Here is a 20,118-nt window from a genome sequence, read left to right on the forward strand (position 1 = left end):
TGCTGTAGTTTATACTGCTCAGATTGCACAAAAAAGCAGACCCGATGAAAGATCTGCTTCAATTGATATGTATTAGCAGTTGGCTGCTACGTTAAACGAGTATTAAGATCAATAGTGGAATTAAGGCGACCATAGAAAACATCAATGTAGTACGCTTTTGTAGATATAAACTTATAGATAAGATCAATTCACTGTTTTCGCAGCTCTCTATTTTGCCGCCATTAGATAGCGAAGAGGACTTGATTTCTACAACTTCTCCTAGCTCATCTTCAATTTGCCATGCGGTCATCCACCTATTTTTAGGGCTCCATGTGTATTTTTTATTGATCAGGCTAATGGTAGCTTTACTCTTCCAGGAATTGTATTCAATATCACCTATCAGCTCGTTATTTTGATTTCGAATCTCTGTGAATGGATTGAAAAGCCCTTTATTTATGAAGCGATACTTGTCTTTATGGATAGAAACATGCGCATCTAAGTTCCAATCAATAGATTCGAGGCTACCGATCACAGCATCATTGCAATAGAGGATAGACTTTGTTCCGAATAAATTATTTTTCCAGTTATAAATTGATTTCTTTTCCATGATTGTGTATGTTTATATGTTGATTTTAATTTATTAGTAGCCTATCAGCTCATTTTGTTACAGCGTGTAGAAATATTTTTTGCGGAAGTTTTTTGTGGAAGCATTCATAAGGCTTAGTATAGGGGAAGTACACCGAAAAATCCCTATTTTTATCAAAAAAATCATATCGAATTGACACATCACGAAAAGTCGAGCCAGATCAGGAAAGAAATAAATCAGTCCTATCAGCAGCTTAAAGAAATATACCCCATATTAAAACGTCAGAACAGCATTGGGATGTGCATATTTGCAATCGCAATCCTAGCGGTTCTGTTTGTATCGATCGGTTGGTATCGCGCAGTTGTGCCGACATGGTTAATGATAATTAGCAACGCATTTTTTATGGGCGTGTTGCACGAAATTGAGCACGATCTAATTCATTGGCTCTATTTTAAAAAACAGAGAGGTATTCATCATTTTATGCTTTTTAGTGTATGGATTTTAAGGCCATTGACTGTCAATCCTTGGATTCGTAGAACCCTACATCATCATCACCATAAGTTTTCGGGTACGTTGCACGATGTTGAGGAGCGTAGTGTGACAAATGGAGAACGTTGGTCTCTAAAGCGTCTGTTGACAACTCCGGATATTGTATTAGGAGGGCTTTTTCGCCTTCACCGAATGTTTAGCGATATGGATAAGGAAGTCGTAAATGGAAATCTAAAATTAGAAACTTCTTCTAAACTAAAACGAATTATGTTTTTGAGCATTGTTCCGGTGACGATTTTTGCACATGTCGTATTATATTTCTATTTCGCAGACTTGCTAATGGATTGGCTTAATGCATCATTCGAGTTAGATTTGAGTTTTCCACAGTATGTTGATAACATGTTAATAAGTTTTGATGGGTTAATTTATGTTATTCTTTTACCAAACTTATTACGTCAATTTTGCTTACATTTTATTACATCAAATATGCATTACTTTGGTGATGTTGAAGCAGGAAATGTCTTGGAGCAGACACAGGTGCTGACAGTTTGGTGGACTTTTCCGATGCAATTGTTCTGTTTCTTTTTCGGCTGGACCCACAGCATTCATCATTTTGTGGTTAACGAAACCTTTTACGTACGGCATATTGGTCGTAAGGCAGCTCAGGATATCTTACGTCGGTATGGTGTTCGTTTTAATGATTTGGGAACATTTAGAAGGGCAAACCGTTTTCGTGAACTTTCCAAAAAAGAAGTTTAGCGCTTTTCTCTAATTTTTTTTACGGTAGGTTTTAAAATTTCCATGTTGTCGGTAAACAAGGGTTCCCTCTTCGCAATAGTTTGATAAGTAGACGGAAAACTTGTTACTCTCGCTCTTATCAACTCCCAACTGAATCAATACATCAGAAACACGTCTTTCGGTGTTAAAAAAATCGGAATGATAGACCAGATTATCTAATTTTTTGCTCAGTGTAATTCGCTCTCGCGCCTCTGGAGGTAGCGAATATGGCGATTTGAATACAATGTCATGCTGGAAAAAGAGTGCTGGCTGAATTTCGAGACTGCGGCATAGGGTTAAAAAATTTGTGAACGTGAGGTCTTTACCCTTTTCAATACCGTTAAGTGTTCCTGTGGAAATGCCTGTTATATGGGATAGATCGCGCAATGAGTAATATAAATCATTTCGTTTTGCTCTAAAGCTTAACCCAATTTTTTCAAGTAATTGTTTGTCTTCGTCCGTCATATAACGAATTGAATGACAATTTGCGCAAAATATGGTTTATTATTTTGATCAAAAATTTGTATTTGATTTATTTTAATCTTATGTTTGTTATAACGGCCTTTTATAGGAAAGAAGGGATTTAAACGCACCCTACATCACCAACCCTATGTTAGCTAGTGTGGTACATTGTTACCTTATCACTAGGGGATATGAAAAACTAATCCTATAAGTGAAATTATCAATTTACTGGCATCGTTTACTGTGTATACGTTGTGTAGAATTTATTTTATGATAGTTTTCTAGGATTTAATCATGATAGCAGCAGTTGGTCCAGCCAACTGGTTATCTACCGTGCCTGATAAAAAACAATTTCCCAGCTTCAGTTTCAAGGAATCCGTCAAATTCTGTCGAAGCTGTGGAAGTTGTCTATTAGTGGAAGTTGTTTATTATTTTCCACTCATGAAATAATATATGATATAAAATACGATCAATAGGCATACTGCGATAATAAGCGTGCGCTTGATGTTTCTGCCCGCTGGTAAATCATCCTTTTCTTCGACGGCCACTTCGGGTAGTTTCTCCTCCTGCTTGTGGTCGCTATGTTCGGGCGAATTATACTTATTTTCCATAATTAAAAATGTTAATTTACATAACTAGAACAGTGCTGATCGATAAATCGTTGGGGTTGGCTTATAATTTTAATTGAATAATAACTTCTTTATAAGAGGCTATTTTGCATTTAAAATAAATAAAGGCGTTAAAACATTGTGTTTTTTCCAGTATTTACATACATTGCAGGTACATTGAACGCAACACCCTAGTTAATCTCTGAGCACTGCGTTTACAGATGATTGTGTGTTTAATGTAGTCTATAAAAAAATAATTGAGCACTAAATGAAAAGAAGAACTCTTATCGGAACATTGGTAGCTGGATGTATGATGTTGGCGATTACTCCAACATTTGCGCAACAAAAAGCTGCAAAAAAGGAAATCGGTCTACAGCTATATTCTGTACGTGAAGAAATCGGGAAGAACCCAAATTTCGACCAGATTCTGCAAAAAATCGCTGCATTAGGCTATACAGGAGTGGAAGCTGCGGGATACAAGGATGGCAAATTATATAATTTGAGTCCACAGGAGTTCAAAGCAAAAGTGGAAAAGGCGGGAATGAAGGTAATTTCATCACATGCAACGAAGACTTTGTCAGAAAAGGAGCTATCCTCTGGAGACTTTACGGAATCTTTAAAATGGTGGGATGAGTGTATCGCTACGCACAAAGCTGCGGGAATGAAATACATTGTTACGCCTTGGATGGAGGTTCCTAAAACACTTAAAGATCTGGAAACACAGTGTCGTTATCTGGATGCGGTGGGCGCCAAATGCCGCCAGCAGGGAATCGTATACGGATATCACAACCACTCACATGAATTCAAAAAAGTGGAAGATAAAGTGATGTATGATTATATGATCGAGCACACAAATCCTGAGAATGTTTTTTTCGAAATGGACGTATATTGGGCAGTAATGGGACAGGCTAGTCCTGTGGATTATTTCAATAAATATGCGGGTAGATTTAAAGCATTACATATCAAAGATCACCGTGAAATTGGTCAGAGCGGTATGGTAGGGTTTGATGCGATTTTTAACAATTCAAAAGCGGCGGGATTACAATATATCTTTGTTGAGTTGGAAGAAACTCGTAATGATATTTACACTGGTCTACAGCAAAGTATTGATTATTTGAAAAAAGCCCCTTTTGTTAAAGCAAGCTATTTAAAATAAGGAGTGTCGGGAGAAAAGTGACGCTGTTTCGACAATGATCCGTTTGATAGATTTATTATTTTTCGGTAACTTGAGGATAATAAAAAAGGATTTTTTTTCATTTAAAATTGGATGATATGAAGCGGATTATTGTTGCTACAGATTATGCGGAGGAGGCAGAGCATGCCTTAAAATTTATTATGGAAGTATTTGCTGGAAAAGAGTATGAACTCGTTTTATTTTCCCTTCAAAATCCTTCAATTCATGCGATGAACGCTCGGCTTTCTCCCGATTCTATGTTTAAAATAGTTGAACATCAAAGCAAGATTCTACAACATAAGGCTGATGCTATTACTGCTGAGAGCGGTGTTGTGGCTATTCCATATCTAGCTGCAGGTCTATTTTACGATCAAATGACCAAATGTATCGAAGAGACAGGGGCCGATTTGTTAGTGATGGGTATGGCTAAACGTTCTTTTGATCAGGATATGCTTGGTAATACGACAACTGCAGCTATTAGTAAATTAAAAATACCGATCCTTTCTATTCCGCTTGGCGCAAAATTTACGGGTCTTCAGCATATTCTTTTTGCCTGTGATGTCGTTCGTGGTGTGCAAAAAGAAATTTTAGAAAAAGTGAAGGATTTTGCGAGTGATTTTGGGGCAGTATTGGAGGTACTCAATATTCGTAAGACCGTTGAGCGGCTAAATGAAGAAAAAGGAAGAGAAACACGGGAGGCCATCAACGATGTGATGGGAATTGTAAGTTATTACTACAAAAATGTAACCTCCAATGAGGTTGTAAAAGCCATTCGTGACGAAGTTAAAGAAAGCAATACAGATCTGCTGATTATGATTCCCTATAAGTATGGTTTTTGGAGTTCATTGACCCATCGAAGTAAGACTCGTATGATGGCATCGGGGTTGGATATTCCATTGCTGACGATTTCGATTTAATCTTTTAACACCATTGGCCCTGCAGAACTAGGTTCAGAGGGCCTAATTTTAGTTTGGTATATTATAGAATTGGTAATATTTTGTCCCATATCTGCTGGTAAAATCTATTATCTCGAATAATTCCCTTATCCAGATCATAATAATTTGGTGATTCATAACTACCTCCCCTACGACGTTCTATTAGAAATATATTGAGGACTATCTTTGAACTGCCCCCTTTTAACGGGGTTATCAAAAAATTTGTAATTATTTTTTCACCTTCTTTATTGCTAAGCAGCTTCTTGTTTTCAAAGTAAGCACTGGTCTGAACGAATCCAGAGGATCGATCCAATTGTGAAATAAAATACCCGCCATCTTGAAGTGCTTGTATGATTTTGGTATACGTCGAGTCGCTTGCGATTGTGACAGTTTTTGTCCGTTCAGGATTTTGGGCCAACAGAGAGCTGGAAAGGAAGAATAGTTGAGCGATCGCCAGCAGAGAGATTTGGATTAAGCGTTTCATATGACAGGATTATAAATCTTATGTTGTTTAAGCTTTAAGTTAACCATTTATTTTAAGTAATGGCTTGTAATTGTAGGACATTGTCTATTTAATCCTTATTCCCAGGATCTTTAGGCTTCGCTCTTCCTGATCGAGCGTTGCAATATTGGGTAAATTAGCCCATTCCTCGAATCCCATTTTCTCAAACAACGCTATGCTGGCAAGATTGTGCGCGAAGATAAATCCCAGCAAGGTGTGTACGCCGAAATCCGGTGCTTTGTCCATGCAATATTGTAGAATCTGTTTACCCAATCCTCGGCCTCGCTGTTGTTCATTCAAATAGATACTGATTTCTACTGTGGCATCATAAGCCGGACGACCATAGAACGATTGGAAACTGACCCAGCCAAGGAGTTGATTATTTTCATCTTCCACCATCCATAAAGGTCTTTTCAAAGCGCTGTGTTCGTCAAACCATTTTTGTCTACTCGCAACAGATACAGGTTCGGTATCTGCTGTGACCATACGAGAGGCAATTGTTGAATTGTATATCTCTACGATGTAAGGTAAATCTTGTTGTTCGGCGTTGCGAAATTTTAATTGATTCATGGATTTTATTGTTTAATTGCTGTTCGCTGTTGTTTTTTGCTCTAATGTCCAAGCTAGAAAGTCTGTCATGACGTCCTTCCAATGTGGTTTTTTGTAATCGGGCCTACCATCATTCTGAACTTCAAAATAATTATGCTCTAGATTGTAATATCTTTTTATCGTCAGGTTGTTTTTGTGATTTCTTATAAAATATAGTGGTGCTAGATCATTTAATTCAGCTACAATGTCTTCTGTGCCGGAGACCAGATAGATTGGGTAGTCAAATCCCAATAGCTCATCAATAGCAGGTTGTGAAAATGACTTCCAGGAGCGCAAATTGGGATTGTTTTTTAATTTCTCCGGGTTGTTGGCATCTTTATAAAACGCATAGGTTTGTTCAATTTTTTGAGAGGCTTGTTGCCAGGTAATTTTTCCTTTTTGGACATCGCGCTTTGCTTGCCGTATATCTTGGTCTATCCGCCCAAACAAATTTGTCCCTGATAAACCCAGTTTGCTGACTTTTTTATATTTATTGGCTAGTTTGGCGGCTACATGTCCTCCTTGGGAGTGTCCAAATACTGTTAATTGCGAATTATCTACCCAAGGTTGTTTGCTCAGGTAATCTAATACGGAAACTGCTCGATTCACATAATTATCTAGATAATCTGCTTCTTGATAAGCTCTACTAGGGATATTTTTATCTTTAGAGTCGCCATAATACCAATAGGAATCATTAAGCTGCGATTCGTCCACAATAACAGGGGTCTCTGGCATGGAAATAACGACGAGATGGTACGACTTAATTATATCCTGGTAGTTAAAGTTGGTTAGTCCACCCCCAAAAAGACTTAAACCTTCTTTTTTATAATTAAAGTATAGTGGTATGGGCAAGGAGCCCTGACAAAACAAAAATAGAGGCTTTTTGCTTTTTGGAGCTGGATCAATGACTAAAAAATCAATTTTACTGTTTGGAGTTTCAAGTGTAAAAACAGTTGACTCATTGTTGATAACGCTTGTTTTCTGTCCGAAGGCAGCCTGTGACATTAATAATGAACAGATAAAAAAAATGAATTTCATGAAGATCAGCTATCTAGTATACTTGTTATTGCCAAACTTATATAAATTGAATTTTATATCCAATAGCATAATATTCATTTAGGAGTGATTTGCATGTAAATAGAATCTCTCGGAAAGGGGCTGGAGAAGACGTCTTTGTTGTTATATGTGACCACTGGCTCTAATTTTATTTTTGCATGCGGTGATATTGTATCATCTCATTGAATTTTTGGTTTAGCTGTTATAATCTCTTTGATCTTATATCGGCCCTATTTCACTTATCATCGGTGGTAAAATCGGATTTGAATTATCCAATAGTTGGGTTATCTAGCTTATAATGCATTTTATCTAGGTCAAAATACAGTTCGTCGAGATTTTTTCTAAATACTCTCTGATATAAATACTTTTGGCCAATATTAACTTTTATCATTCTAAATGAAGAAGCTATTTATTTTATTTTTGGGCGGTCTTTTCCTAGTCTCATGTAAGAATCAAGGAATCGAAGCTGATGCATTAAACAGGGACGAGTATTACATACCATTGGGTAAAAGTATTAAAGTCGCAGATTCTCTGCATTATTTTATTTTAGGAGATGTTAATAAAAAGGCGTCTACTAAATCCAAGATTGGAAATACCAATGCCACTTTAAAAAAGGAAATTCTATCGGAAAATGGGACGCCATTAATGCGTGTTTTTAATTACGGGAAGGGGGGATTTATCATTTTGGCTGCAGATCGTCGGGCTAATCCGGTATTAGCATATTCCGATGAGACAAACTTTCCCTCCGATACTATACCAGCCGCAACGGAAGCATGGTTATATGAAAATAAACTTCAGATAGAAGAGTTAAAATCAGGCACAAGAGAAAATGTGAATGGAGAAAACCTTTTGAAAAAGGGGAATTATGTCAAGCTTTTAGGAGGGGAAGTTCCAACAGTTAATGTAAAAAGAGCATCTATTGAAAAAGTCGCTGGATTTTTCCCTCCGGCAGGAGGATGTGAACCAACGGGATTTGAAAAAGGTCCACTTTTGCAGACAACTTGGAATCAATCTGGCGGCTATAACAATTTAATGCCTGATATGTCTTGTACCCCTTACTCTTGTAATGGAAAAGCGTATACAGGCTGTGTAGCTACAGCAATGTCCCAGGTGATGAGATATCATCAATATCCTGCTTCATATAATTATAGTATTATGCCAAATGCAGTTTCAAGTTATTTAGATGTTTCATCAGGAGCTAATGAAATCTCTAAGTTAATGAGAGACGTAGCCAATTCTGTAGATTCACAACCGGATTGTGATGGCACAGGTGCTGCTTCTAATCTAAATGATATTCCATACGCCTTAGAAAATACTTTCGGCTATTCAGTCACAGTGACAGCAACTGACTTTAATTATAATACCGTAAAAAGTGAAATTCAAGCCAATCGTCCAGTAATCTTAAGTGGATATAAGGATAAAAGTGGATTTATTTTTCATACATTTAAAGGAGGCCATGTCTGGGTAGCAGATGGTGTTCGTGGTGGTACAAGCTGTGGTGAGCAAAATCCTGATGGTACATGGACAGGTGGTGCTTCCTTCCTGTACTTTCATATGAACTGGGGTTGGGGAGGTTCAAACAATGGATGGTTTGGGTTCGCTAGTGCTGATGCAGGCGGAGGTTATAATTTCCAATATAAAAGAGGTATGGTTTATTCAATTAAAAAATAACGACAATATGTACAAATTAGGATTACTATTGATACTATTTACTTTATTTTCTTGTGAAAAGAAGGAGGAAAAATGTTGTATGAATGTTGAGAGCCAAGTATTATTAAACTTGACTAACGAAGATAGTAACAATATTTTTGAGTTAAACGAAGGGGCAAAAGGGCTCAATGATCTGGATTTATATTATGTTGATAAATCAGGCAATCGGGAAATTCAAAACCATTCTAATCTTGATATCCCCAAAAATATGCAAATTATCGATTGGGAAGTGCCTAAGCAGAAAATATTAAAAGTCTTTGGAAATCTTACACCTCAAAGTGACGGTTATGCTGAAAGTATATTAGTGGTAAAGGGATACTTGGAAGTTTCAATAAAATTAAAAATAGAAAGCACTGATTCCTATAAAGGTTATTCACAATTATTGGTGAATGGAAAGGAGATTTCAAAAAGTCAACTTGGACGTCCTATTTCTGTTAAACTAACTCCGTTTTCGGAATAGGACTTCCCAAAATTAAATTTCATAGTTAGGGTTTTAGGTAAACCACCATTAGTTTATTTAATGGTGGTTTTTTATTTAATGTAGAATAATGCCATTTTATAACCTTAATTAATGAACATAAAATATAACATCGTGTAGATAGGGTATTTCGTATGGGTCAAAATTGAGTTGGTCGAGATTATTTATTTATTTGATAAATATGATATAGCTTTTCAGAAGTTTAGCCAAATACGAAACAACATGAAGAGAAATTTGATCAAAATCCTAGCTTTTTTGCTTGCGTTGATTTTCAACGTGCGTCCTATTTTCGCTCAAGGGGTTGAAGAAAATGCAGAGGTAAGAAATTACCTAAACAACATGTTCTCAACTTTAGATAAAGCTAAAGTTCCTAATGGTTTATTAAGAGACTTTGCCTTCGATCTTACTGATCTTGATAAATTTACTGGCTCTGATCTGAATGATAAGAATTACGTTGATAAGGAAATTTACAGTTATTTACTACGTACAATTAGATCAGCTGCGGTTGGAACAAAACCATTCGGAGATGTTAGTCAGATACTCGCCACTCAGTACAGCACTGGCTCAAATAGTATTGTTTCATTGGGCGGAATGGCGTTTCAATATTCCTTTATAAAGGAAAATGCTATCTCTGATCAACTAATAAATTATTCCAACGGAAAGGTCTCTGATAAAACTGTCAATGGAGTCTGGAGAAATCCGTATGGTACTAAATATGTTATTGGTTTCGCTCCTCAAGATAGTATTTTTAAAACAAGTTCTGTGACGTTCAAGCTTAACAGTACTACATGGTTTTCTAATCTTTCATATAATAAAATTGAAATAGATTATGGAACCGGCTATAAAGTAATAACCGTGGGAGGAACTGTTGCAGCTTCATTTACGTCAGGAGGTAGAAAGGAAATTAAAATGCGTCTAACCTTGACGAATGGTCAGCAACTCGTTTCGCACACTGCTATTCAGGTAAATTCCGCAATGGCTATGCGGACTTTTTCAGACCCAGATTTGACCACACCAAGACAGAGCTTTACAGGAGCAGCCTATAAAGGTGTAAGTACAACTGCTAGGGTTTTTGTGAAAACTAGAAATGGTGCAATAAGAGATCCTTTGATAATTGTAGAAGGGTTTGATCCCCTAATTGGAAACCCCTATGGATTTCAGACAGCGGAAAAAGTATACAACTCATTGTATAAGGATGATTTCGGCAAAAAGATATTACTTGATTATGATTTAATTTATGTTGACTGGGCAAATAGCGAACAATATATTCAGTCAAATGCTAATACGCTAAAGCAAGTCATTCAATGGGTCAATAGTCAAAAACAATTATCCGGTAGTACCTCTGGAAATGTGGTTATGGGGTCAAGTATGGGAGGGTTAGTAGCTCGGTATGCATTAAAAACGATGGAAAATCAGGCACAACCTCACCAGACTTCAATCTATGTAAGTCACGATTCCCCTCATTTAGGAGCTAATATACCAGTTGGCTCTCTCTACGCTTTGCATGGCATAGGCTCTTTTTTAGAAAATAAATTAAATCTAGGAAGTGTCTATTCGATGACTACAGGCACACCATTAGAGTATATGCTTAAGCAAATTCACTCACCTGCTGCAAGGCAAATGTTAGTCAATTATGTGGATTTTGGTGGAAATATTAATAATACTGATCATAATTTATGGCAGCAAGAATTGAACACGCTAGGTTTCCCCCAAGGTGATCCAAGTAAGCCTTTTCGAATGATTGCTTTAGCTAATGGAAGCTATGCTCCGGAAACAGTTCCATCTTCATATCTTACGGCAAATGCAACTGCTTCAACTGATTTACTGGATGTTGCAAATATACTGACAGGTGGAATTTCTGCTGTTTTAGTTGGTGCTTTTTTTAATGATTTTTGGGCTGGTGCTTTATCTTTAGTACCAGGGAAAAGTACAATAAAAGGTACTTTAGAAGTTTTTCCTGGCTCAGCAACTGGCGCGAAAGTAACCAATTTAAATTTCAAATTTATCAAGAAATTTCTTTGGACAGTACCTGTTACTCGAACAATTTTTTCATACGAAAAGTTTATGCCCGGTGGGCTGACTTATGATATCTTCCCAAGCTCTCAATATAAGACAAGCTTAGACATTGGGACTGAAGGGCCATTTGTGCCTAAAGTTCCAATTTTAGGGAGATATTCGTACGATGTAAGTACCTCCGAAAGTATACCATTTGTTCCTACTTCTAGTGCTTTAGCAGTAGGTGGAGGAACTGCACCATTGACAGCCGCACTTTTTACAACAAGACCTACTTCAGCAAATACACCATTTGGTGGAAATGTTTTGATAAGAGACGCTAAATCTGGGGACCATATCGATTTGGTACCAAAAGAGGCAGAATGGCTTTATGCTCAGCTAAAAATGGGAATTAGTGGCCCAAAATTAGGAAAAACCGGTTCCCAATATAGTATTATCAATCCAATAGGCGGAGCGGTCACTTGGAACACGTCAAATCCATCCATTGCGACAATCAGTTCGTCAGGTGCATTAACTGTTACTGGTAAGGGGGTTATTGACGTTACAGCTCAGATTGGTAATGCTACTATATCTTCTAGAGTAGCGGTAGGAGTTCCTCGGTTTGTACTTGCAAATGTGAAACGTGATCCGGGATTTTATACAATAAAAGCAAACTGTATTGATACAGAGGCAGGTTACGCTGATTTTATACTTAATAGTCGTGATATAATAATTTACCAATGGGGTGTTAAGACTGAAAATGAGAATATCCGATGGATGGATAGTGAATCGGCTGAAATTAAATTGAGTACTACAGAGGATAGTGAGAATACAACAATATATCTTAAAGTAAAAGATGTGCATGGGAATGTAAGTACACCAATATTCGTCCGAATAACAGGATATGATATTTATGACTTAGGATATAGGACATTTATTCTCAATAAAAATGGTAAGCTTTTCGACGATACCGGTTATGAACTGTATTATGAAAATACCGGAATGCCACTCATTTTTAGAAGTACCTCATATGACGATTTCAGTAATGCCGAGTGGAGCCCATTAGCTGGAACAATGATTAATGAGGAAAAAACTCAGTGGGTAGTACCATGGTATACAAACTTCTATATTAAAGACATTATAACTCCAGCTGAAATCGAACGGATAAAGACAAGTTTCGTAAATAACCAAATTGCCGTCTATTCATTCTTTTTACTGAATTATGATGGTCAAATCATTCAAAAAACACCTGTGTCGGTGATTTACAAAGAAAATTATCCAAATCCTTAAATATCTATATAATGATAAGATTCGTTAAGATCCAGATTGTATGTAGTCTAATCATATTTCTGATTGCTGGCTGTGACAAAAAAGGGAACCCGTTGCCTTCGAATATAATGTTCAGCGCACAATTGAACGGAATTAAGTATAAAGATGTAATGCCGATGGTGATTCCGCCGGGGGCTCAGAGAACTCCAGTTCTAGAAATTGTTTATGGTGATAAGAATTATTTTAACATTAACTCCTTTTTAGAGCCCGAAGACCAAGAGAATAAAAATGCTTTTTTTCTGAATATCAGAGTTCCTTTAAGCGAACAGATCATGCTGAATAAAATATATTCCTTTAGTCCAATCGATGGCAAAGAGAAAGTGACAGGTTTAGAAGACCTGATCTATCGGGAAGGCAATAAGCAATTCGTTTCAATTACTTCCAGATACAACCTGGATACTCATTATTATGGGAAAGGCACATTGATATTAACCGAATATGATCTTGTCAAAAATAAGGCAAAAGGTAAAGTGGAATTTATTTTTCCATATGACAAATGGGATTCAGGCACAAAAGAACTTAAGATGTCTGGGGAATTTCACTGCTGGATTCGAAACCCTAACTAATAAAGTAAAAGATATGAAAGCTATTCAATTATTGGCTATTGTTTCAATGGTTATGTCATTGACAATAATCTCCTGCAAAAAGGAAATTTTGCAGGAAAAGACTCTAATTAACAAGGAGGGACACGGAGCAAAAGTAGCAGTTCAAGATAGTTTGGAGACATTGTATATGATGCAATCCAATTTAGAATTGTTGCTGGCAGATCGGATCATATCCAAATCAAATGGATATGTCCTTGATATTTCAAAACAAGAGGCTACGGAACTTGATATTCCTGATGAGTTATACCAAAAATATAAAACCAAAGTCAACGAGCTTAACAAATTATTAATAACTAAATGAAACTAACATGAGAACAACAAAAGTTAAATTATTTCAATTGTTTGTATTGTCCTTGATCGTACTAAGCGGGTGTAAAAAAGATAACATTGCCGGAGGAGATGATCAACAAAATGCGGCGAAGCTGAATTACGAGTTAAAATACTCAGAACAGCAACTAAAAAATTGGAAGGAAACGGGGAGCCCATTTTTAGAAACTCAGCAGAAAAATGCCTTAAATACAAAAATAGAAGCGCATATTCCATCACAGGGCGGTGTTTTCGAACCAATTCCAGTGGGGACAAAAGCATATGGACCACATCCATATCAGAATAGATATTGGTCAATGGTGAGGTTAAAATTGGCAATTCCTAACATATCAACCCCTAATTCACAGCTTAGGTCTAGAGTCGTACAGGCCATTAACGAGATCCAAGCCAATACGAATGTTCGGTTCTATAATGCATTCAATGACCCTGTCACTGATCCAACTTGGGGATTTACATACCCTAACGTCCACATTCATGTTTCAACTGATGCAAAGAAAGGTTCTTCTTTTGTCGGACTCCAAGGAGGAGAGCAATATATCTATCTTCCACTGACAGCAACAAAAGAATTTATTATGAGAGCGTTGGTAAATGCCGCAGGGATGTACAATGAACAACAGCGTAATGATCGAGATACCTATGTAAATATCAACACTGCTAATGTCGATCCTGTTAATCGCTATCAATTTGATAAGATCACATCAAACTTTTATAGTATGGGTTCTTTTGATTTTAATTCAATTACTCTTGCTGGGTCTACAGAGTTATCTAATAACGGTCAGAGAAGTATTTGGAAGAAAGATAATACTGATATTGTAGCTAATACTACGTTATCTGACCTGGATAGAGGCTTTTTAAATTATTTTTACCTTCCATATATTGCCAGGACTGATACATATAGAGAGTTAGCCACGACAGTGTATGATGGTAATAACAACATTCTTACAGCGCAACAAAGGGCTGATCTCGAATACTATATAAATAATGGAGCTTCAAATCCAGGCACTTCAGGTAGAAGTCCAATAGTTCAATGGTAATCAGTTTAGATATTAAAAAGTTTAAGAGATCTTTATGAAATAGAACCATAATTAAATAATTTAAATGAAGGAGCCAAGTTTAAGTCGGCTCCTTTTTAATTCCTTTAATACATGAGATTTATACTTATTACTTTATTTGTGGTGCTTTTCATTTCTTGTAAAAAAGATGACCAGGCCGAAGCCCCTAAAATTAAATACGATCATACGATTATTGTAGTCATGGAAGCCAATAATAATTTGAGACAGTATGCTTTTAATAATATCAATGAAATGGAGCTAGCAAGTAATAATTTAAAAAACGCTGCCGTTTTAGTTTATCTCCATTCAAATAATGATAAAGCGATTCTTCTTCGAGTGAAATTTGATGAGAACTTAAAAGTAATAGCTAGCGATACGATAAAGAAGTATACCATTTCAAGTAGTAGTCCACAACAATTGAATATGGCAATCAATGATAGCAAGGAATTATTCCCTGCAGAAAGCTATGGATTAATTTTGTGGTCTCATGCGACCTCATGGGCACCACCTATTTCAAAACGGATAGAAACACGGTCCTTTGGGGAAGATCAAGGAAAACAGATGGATATTATTGATTTGAAAAATTCAATTCCATCAGGATTCGAATACATTATATTTGACGCGTGCAACATGGCAAGTATAGAAGTTCTTTGGGAATTTAAGGAAAAGGCGAAATATATTATTGCATCTCCAACAGAAGTATTAGCAAGTGGCTTTCCTTATAGAAAAGTATTACCTTATCTTGCCTCTAAGGAGCCTGATTTAATAAATGTTGCAAATCAGTATTTTGAACATTATAGTTCTTATACAGGTCAAATGCAATCTGCATCTGTTACATTGCTTAACACAGCAGAACTTTCTAAACTTTCAAGTTTATGTGCTGATCTATATTTAAAAAATAAGTCGGTTGGTATACCAATTAGGGTTAATGTCCAAAGATTAGATTACACAGCGGATTTTCCAGTGCTTGCATTTGATTTTGTAAATTATCTGGAGGTAAATTTTCCTCTTTCGGAGCTTGATCCTATTAAAAAGCAGATGGAGAAAACGATTATTTATAAGAACGCTACAGATCAATTTTTAGGAAAGCCAATTAAGGCTTTTTCTGGATTCACCTGTTTTATTCCAGAATCTGAGGATTTTTATTTAAACTATTATCGTACCCTTAATTGGTATAAAGATAGTGGTACTAATGTGTTATTTTAGTTCTTTAGATCTTCTCTTTGGTGGATGACCTTTTAAGAGAAGATCTAAATACAATTTATAACGTAAAAGTTCCTTTCAAAGATGTTCTACCTCCATTTTCATTTGGGATGGTGAATTCTATTATTCCAGAACCTTTAGCATTGCTTGGGTTGCCTCCATCATCAAAATGTGTGAACATGATGTAACCTGTCCCATAATAGTAGATTTTATCATTATCAGAGTATCGAATAAATGCATTGTCCCAATCATCAAAATATCTGTTTCCCTTTTCAATTTGGATTCTTTCTTTTCCAGCATTTGGCTTTATTTCATATTTCTTGTTTAAAACAACTCCTCCGTTTACGGGACAATAGATGGTAATGTCAAATCCTTTGGGATTTTCACCTTTTGTATATGGAGAGGCAGATAATGTGAAGTTTTCCTTATACTGCTGATACGAATCAGTTGGTGGGGGATTGTAAGTTAGAAATGGGCTATTAGGTGCTCCAGGTGTTAGAATTATATGTCTTGCATCTACATAAGTAATCCCATCTTTCTGTATTTCCAGTTTATTTGAACTAGGTAAGAGATTACCGTTTTTGTCGCAGGAATATAGTCCAATGGAAATGATTGTTAAAAATAATATTATCGTCCTCATAATTATAATGTTTTGATTGTCAGTTATACGGTTTGAACCTACATAATGCTACAGTTATTAATTATTTGATTATTTATTAGTTTTTATGAATGACTTTGTATGGCAAAAAGTATTTATTGTGGATTATTTTGTCGAGGATTTTCCTAACGTTATATGGGTCAAAATCAAGTTGGTCGAGAAAATTTTGTGGATCGTAAATGTTTCAATATTATTATTCTGTAAAAGTATTTTGATAATCGCTTATCAATTTGGAACTTCTAAGAAGTTTTCGATGAAATTCTGGGTGAAATATCTAGGTATTAAATGTCTGATTATTTTTTAACCTTAATAAACACTATTATGATCAGGAAAACACTTAATTTGAAAACTCTATCATTATTGATGATAGCTTTACTTTTATCTTGCAGTAAGGACAAGATAGCTGACCAACCGAAACATATTCAAGAAATAGCGAAAAGGGCTAAAGGTGAATTTATTACCCTAGAGTCTGGGGCAACGGTTGAGAAACGTGGTGAGAATTATTTTATAGAAGGTGACATCTTACTGACACCTAGTCAATTTGAATTGATAAAAACGAATAATTCTTTTGAAGCGGTTGCCAAAGAAGATTTGGATCAACCTTATCAAAACGCGTCACCGGCATCTTCGGGTAGATTATTTAGAACAAATCCCAATACCAAAAGTGTTGGTGTTCACCCAAACGAAAATAGAATGTGGGCTATGGTAAGATATACTGTAAATTCCAATGTCAGCGCTGGGGCAAGGTTAGCCATTAGTGCCGCCATTCAACACATTGAATCAACAACAAATATTAGGTTTTATAATGCAACAGGCCAGCCTACTTATGATTCTCAATGGGGATTTTATTATCCCTACATCGAATTCTTTCATGGTACTTCTACTAATCCTAGTGCTTGGAATGCAGAAGGAAATTGGTCAACTGTTGGGAGATGGGATGCCGTTAAGAATCCAGCGACACAGGGTCGGGGAGATGCTGGTCAATGGTTAAGCCTTCAGCAGGATGAATCAATGGGGCCTTTTTTGCCTCCTTTTTCAGTTCCTATGGGTGTTGTGGCGCACGAAATTATGCATGCCATTGGTTTATACCACGAGCATACTAGACCTGATCGCGACAATACCATTACTGTCCATCCTGATAGATGTAGGCTAACTGGTGATGATTATAAAGCGAATTTTGATAAGCGGACAGGGAATTATTTTATGTTTGGAAGTAGTGTTGATCTAAATTCAATTATGATGTATGGTATGACCGATTTCGCTAAAGATGCTAATTTTCCTGTGATTACATTAAATGCAGGGGGGACTTATCCTGTTAATAGAACTGCACTATCAGATTTGGATAGGTCGTATGCTAACTATTTCTATTTACCATATATAGCCAGATCAGACGTTTATAGAGAATTGGCTCCAACTGTTTATAAATCTGATAATACTGTAATGACTGCTCAAGAACGATCGAGTTTGCAAGCATATTTGAATAATGGTAATCCTAATCCTCCAAATTGTTGTAGGTTAACAAATAATCACACAAATTTATAATAAAAGAAACCCGTATTTTACATACGGGTTTCTTTTATCTTTTGTATTTGATACTTACCACAGGATCACTTTTTCCATTCCTAATAATCATTTCGGAGTTATTCAGAATTTCACAATTCAAGGAAACATAAGAGTTTTCCTGTCCTTTTTCATTTGGTATTTTTAAAAATAGTGAATCCTTCTTTTTAATAAATCCTTTGTATATTGATGGTGGAGTATTTATCCCAATATTTGCATTTATGCCATTATATTCATAAGCTCCAAACATAGTATCGGCATCCACTTTATAATCAGTATAAAGGCGAAGAACATTACCATTTGGAAGTTCTTTCCAATCTTCATTTCCCTTTTTTATAGCAGTTTCTTTCCAGGCATATTGGTTACTATACATGGGAGGATCTATAATAGGAGGCTCGATTTCATTTTCTTTACAAGATTCGTTAAAAATAAAAAATGCTGATAAAAGAAGTAATTTGAATGAATTTCTCATTTTTTTCTCGTTTGATTAGTAATTATTTAAACGATTATTGTCTAAATAATGCTACACCTAAAGGCATTCTCTGTGTTTGGTAAATCTTTGATCGAGTAAAAAACTACTTTGATATATTTCAACTCTGAGTTCGTCGAGAATATTTTCGATTGTTTTTAATAAAATATATACTTACTGTGATAACTGAACCTTTAAAAATCAAAATGAAACCAAATAGAATTGACCTCTTCCCAAAAAACTGGAGTATTTAAAAGTAGGGAATTCGGACTTGAATTACTAATTTTAAAAGGGAGGAAAAACGATGAAAAAATCAAAGTTTACCGAAGCACAGATCGCCTTTGCGATCAAACAGTCCGAGACAGGTATCCGTGTGGAAAAAGTCTGCAGAAAAATGGGTATCAGGGAAGCTACCTTCTACAACTGGAATAAGAAATACGGTGGCTGGGGGTATTGGAGCTGCGTAAGCTCCGGCAATTGGAAGAAGAAAATGCACAGCTGAAAAAGCTCGTGGCCGATCTTAGGACAAACGGATGCTCTAGGATGTATTAAAAAAAAGTTTTAAAGCCTTCGCAGCGTAGAAGCATGGTTACCGGATTTATTTCTGATTATCGAATTTCCCTACGCACAGCGTGCGAGATATCTCTGCCGAGCACCTCAGTTTGGTATTATAAACACCATAGATCAGATGACAGCCCATTACGCCTTCGCATAAAAAGCATTGCTGAATCACGTGTCCGTTACGGAATAGAGTGAATCGTCGTTCTTTTGAAACGTGAAGGCCGGCGGGATAATACAAAACGGATTTATCGAATTTATAAGGAAGAAGGCTTAGATCTACTGGTGAAAAGGCCTAGACGCTGCCGTGCCGCTGCTCATCGATCCGAGAGACCGGTTTTTTCCAATTTACATGACTGCTGGAGTATGGACTTTGTCGCTGATGCGCTGTTCGATGGCAGGAAAATCCGCTGCTTAACTATAGTGGATAACTATAGTGGATAACTATAGCCGTAAATGCATGGCTATTGAGGTTGGATAGAGGCTTAAAGGAAATGACGTTGTTTCTGTTTTGGAAGAGCTCCGACTATTCCAACAGGCAATACCCAGAAAAATCCAAGGGGATAACGGATCGGAATTGCGGAGCAATCATGAACACCAAATAAAAACAAACACAGGTGAATAATTTATTTCCAAGGAGGTCGATAGATGGGCATATGAGCATCAGGTGAAATTGGTTTTCTCCAGACCGGGAAAACCAACAGATAATCCGTATATTGAGTCATTCATTGGAAGTTTTCGGGACGAGTGCCTAAATGCGCATTGGTTCCTGTCATTGGAAGATGCGAAGGAAAAAATTGAAATCTGGATGGAAGAGTACAACACCTTCAGACTCCACAGCTTTTTAGGGGATTTGACTCCTGAAATGTTTATAAAAAAAAGAAAACAGCAGAATTTTCTACTTTAGAAGACGCCTAAATATCGGGAGAGGTCATTGATCAGGGAGGTATAGTACTGACTAAAATTTATAACCAATCAAAATATGTTTATTAAACCTTAGTATTAAATATTTTCGTCTAAC

General features: G+C 36.3%; 19 protein-coding genes and 1 pseudogene. 12 read left to right on the top strand and 8 right to left on the bottom strand.

Annotation, left to right across the window (positions count from 1 at the left end; genetic code table 11):
• Positions 1-91: 91 nt before the first annotated feature.
• A complete protein-coding gene (locus QE382_RS06060) occupies positions 92-586 on the bottom strand; it encodes a hypothetical protein (RefSeq protein ID WP_307185103.1) in 495 nt (164 codons plus the stop codon).
• A 171-nt stretch (positions 587-757) separates the two neighbouring features.
• On the opposite strand from QE382_RS06060, the gene QE382_RS06065 reads away from it, so the two are divergent.
• Positions 758-1,813, top strand: coding sequence for a fatty acid desaturase (locus tag QE382_RS06065; RefSeq protein ID WP_307185104.1), 1,056 nt, complete (start codon positions 758-760; stop codon positions 1,811-1,813).
• A 9-nt stretch (positions 1,814-1,822) separates the two neighbouring features.
• On the opposite strand, the gene QE382_RS06070 is transcribed toward QE382_RS06065, so the two are convergent.
• Entirely contained in the window at positions 1,823-2,296 is a 474-nt protein-coding gene (locus QE382_RS06070) for a helix-turn-helix domain-containing protein (protein WP_307185105.1), read from the bottom strand.
• Between the two features lie 425 nt (positions 2,297-2,721).
• Positions 2,722-2,904: a hypothetical protein gene (locus tag QE382_RS06075; protein ID WP_307185106.1), complete on the bottom strand. Its 183-nt coding sequence runs from the start codon at positions 2,902-2,904 to the stop codon at positions 2,722-2,724.
• 265 nt (positions 2,905-3,169) lie between these two features.
• Here QE382_RS06075 and QE382_RS06080 point away from each other — a divergent pair, with 265 nt between their 5' ends.
• Together QE382_RS06080 and QE382_RS06085 are read left to right on the top strand one after the other, a co-directional pair.
• Positions 3,170-4,057: a sugar phosphate isomerase/epimerase family protein gene (locus tag QE382_RS06080; RefSeq protein ID WP_293888937.1), complete on the top strand. Its 888-nt coding sequence runs from the start codon at positions 3,170-3,172 to the stop codon at positions 4,055-4,057.
• 116 nt (positions 4,058-4,173) lie between these two features.
• Positions 4,174-4,992: a universal stress protein gene (locus tag QE382_RS06085; protein WP_307185107.1), complete on the top strand. Its 819-nt coding sequence runs from the start codon at positions 4,174-4,176 to the stop codon at positions 4,990-4,992.
• Between the two features lie 61 nt (positions 4,993-5,053).
• On the opposite strand, the gene QE382_RS06090 is transcribed toward QE382_RS06085, so the two are convergent.
• From QE382_RS06090 to QE382_RS06100, 3 genes are all read right to left on the bottom strand, one after another.
• Positions 5,054-5,494 carry a hypothetical protein gene (locus tag QE382_RS06090; RefSeq protein WP_307185108.1) on the bottom strand — a complete coding sequence of 147 codons (441 nt, stop codon included), beginning with the start codon at positions 5,492-5,494 and terminating at the stop codon, positions 5,054-5,056.
• An 84-nt stretch (positions 5,495-5,578) separates the two neighbouring features.
• The gene (locus QE382_RS06095) at positions 5,579-6,082 is read right to left on the bottom strand and encodes a GNAT family N-acetyltransferase (RefSeq protein WP_307185109.1); all 504 of its coding nucleotides are present in this window, start codon (positions 6,080-6,082) and stop codon (positions 5,579-5,581) included.
• A 12-nt stretch (positions 6,083-6,094) separates the two neighbouring features.
• On the bottom strand, positions 6,095-7,138 hold the full coding sequence (locus tag QE382_RS06100; RefSeq protein ID WP_307185110.1) for a prolyl oligopeptidase family serine peptidase: 1,044 nt from the start codon (positions 7,136-7,138) through the stop codon (positions 6,095-6,097).
• Between the two features lie 414 nt (positions 7,139-7,552).
• On the opposite strand from QE382_RS06100, the gene QE382_RS06105 reads away from it, so the two are divergent.
• The 7 genes from QE382_RS06105 (at position 7,553) to QE382_RS06135 (ending at position 15,855) form a co-directional block, all read left to right on the top strand.
• Positions 7,553-8,827: a C10 family peptidase gene (locus QE382_RS06105; RefSeq protein WP_307185111.1), complete on the top strand. Its 1,275-nt coding sequence runs from the start codon at positions 7,553-7,555 to the stop codon at positions 8,825-8,827.
• Between the two features lie 7 nt (positions 8,828-8,834).
• Positions 8,835-9,326, top strand: coding sequence for a hypothetical protein (locus QE382_RS06110; RefSeq protein WP_307185112.1), 492 nt, complete (start codon positions 8,835-8,837; stop codon positions 9,324-9,326).
• A gap of 240 nt (positions 9,327-9,566) precedes the next feature.
• Positions 9,567-12,626, top strand: a complete 3,060-nt coding sequence (locus QE382_RS06115) for an Ig-like domain-containing protein (protein WP_307185113.1) — start codon at positions 9,567-9,569, stop codon at positions 12,624-12,626.
• A gap of 11 nt (positions 12,627-12,637) precedes the next feature.
• Positions 12,638-13,231: a hypothetical protein gene (locus QE382_RS06120; RefSeq protein ID WP_307185114.1), complete on the top strand. Its 594-nt coding sequence runs from the start codon at positions 12,638-12,640 to the stop codon at positions 13,229-13,231.
• A gap of 13 nt (positions 13,232-13,244) precedes the next feature.
• Positions 13,245-13,571, top strand: a complete 327-nt coding sequence (locus tag QE382_RS06125; protein ID WP_307185115.1) for a hypothetical protein — start codon at positions 13,245-13,247, stop codon at positions 13,569-13,571.
• Between the two features lie 7 nt (positions 13,572-13,578).
• Entirely contained in the window at positions 13,579-14,631 is a 1,053-nt protein-coding gene (locus QE382_RS06130; protein ID WP_307185116.1) for a M12 family metallopeptidase, read from the top strand.
• 111 nt (positions 14,632-14,742) lie between these two features.
• A complete protein-coding gene (locus QE382_RS06135; RefSeq protein WP_307185117.1) occupies positions 14,743-15,855 on the top strand; it encodes a clostripain-related cysteine peptidase in 1,113 nt (370 codons plus the stop codon).
• Positions 15,856-15,910: 55 nt separating this feature from the next.
• Here the strand turns inward: QE382_RS06135 and QE382_RS06140 are convergent, their stop codons facing one another.
• On the bottom strand, positions 15,911-16,492 hold the full coding sequence (locus QE382_RS06140) for a hypothetical protein (protein WP_293956534.1): 582 nt from the start codon (positions 16,490-16,492) through the stop codon (positions 15,911-15,913).
• 339 nt (positions 16,493-16,831) lie between these two features.
• Here QE382_RS06140 and QE382_RS06145 point away from each other — a divergent pair, with 339 nt between their 5' ends.
• Positions 16,832-18,052 (top strand): M12 family metallopeptidase, encoded by a 1,221-nt coding sequence (locus QE382_RS06145; protein ID WP_307185118.1) that lies wholly within the window; start codon positions 16,832-16,834, stop codon positions 18,050-18,052.
• Positions 18,053-18,086: 34 nt separating this feature from the next.
• Here the strand turns inward: QE382_RS06145 and QE382_RS06150 are convergent, their stop codons facing one another.
• Positions 18,087-18,542, bottom strand: a complete 456-nt coding sequence (locus tag QE382_RS06150; RefSeq protein ID WP_307185119.1) for a hypothetical protein — start codon at positions 18,540-18,542, stop codon at positions 18,087-18,089.
• Positions 18,543-18,843: 301 nt separating this feature from the next.
• On the opposite strand from QE382_RS06150, the pseudogene QE382_RS06155 reads away from it, so the two are divergent.
• Positions 18,844-20,004, top strand: a pseudogene (locus QE382_RS06155) (IS3 family transposase).
• The last annotated feature ends 114 nt before the right edge of the window (positions 20,005-20,118 follow it).

Source organism: Sphingobacterium zeae, assembly GCF_030818895.1.
GTDB lineage: Bacteria > Bacteroidota > Bacteroidia > Sphingobacteriales > Sphingobacteriaceae > Sphingobacterium > Sphingobacterium zeae.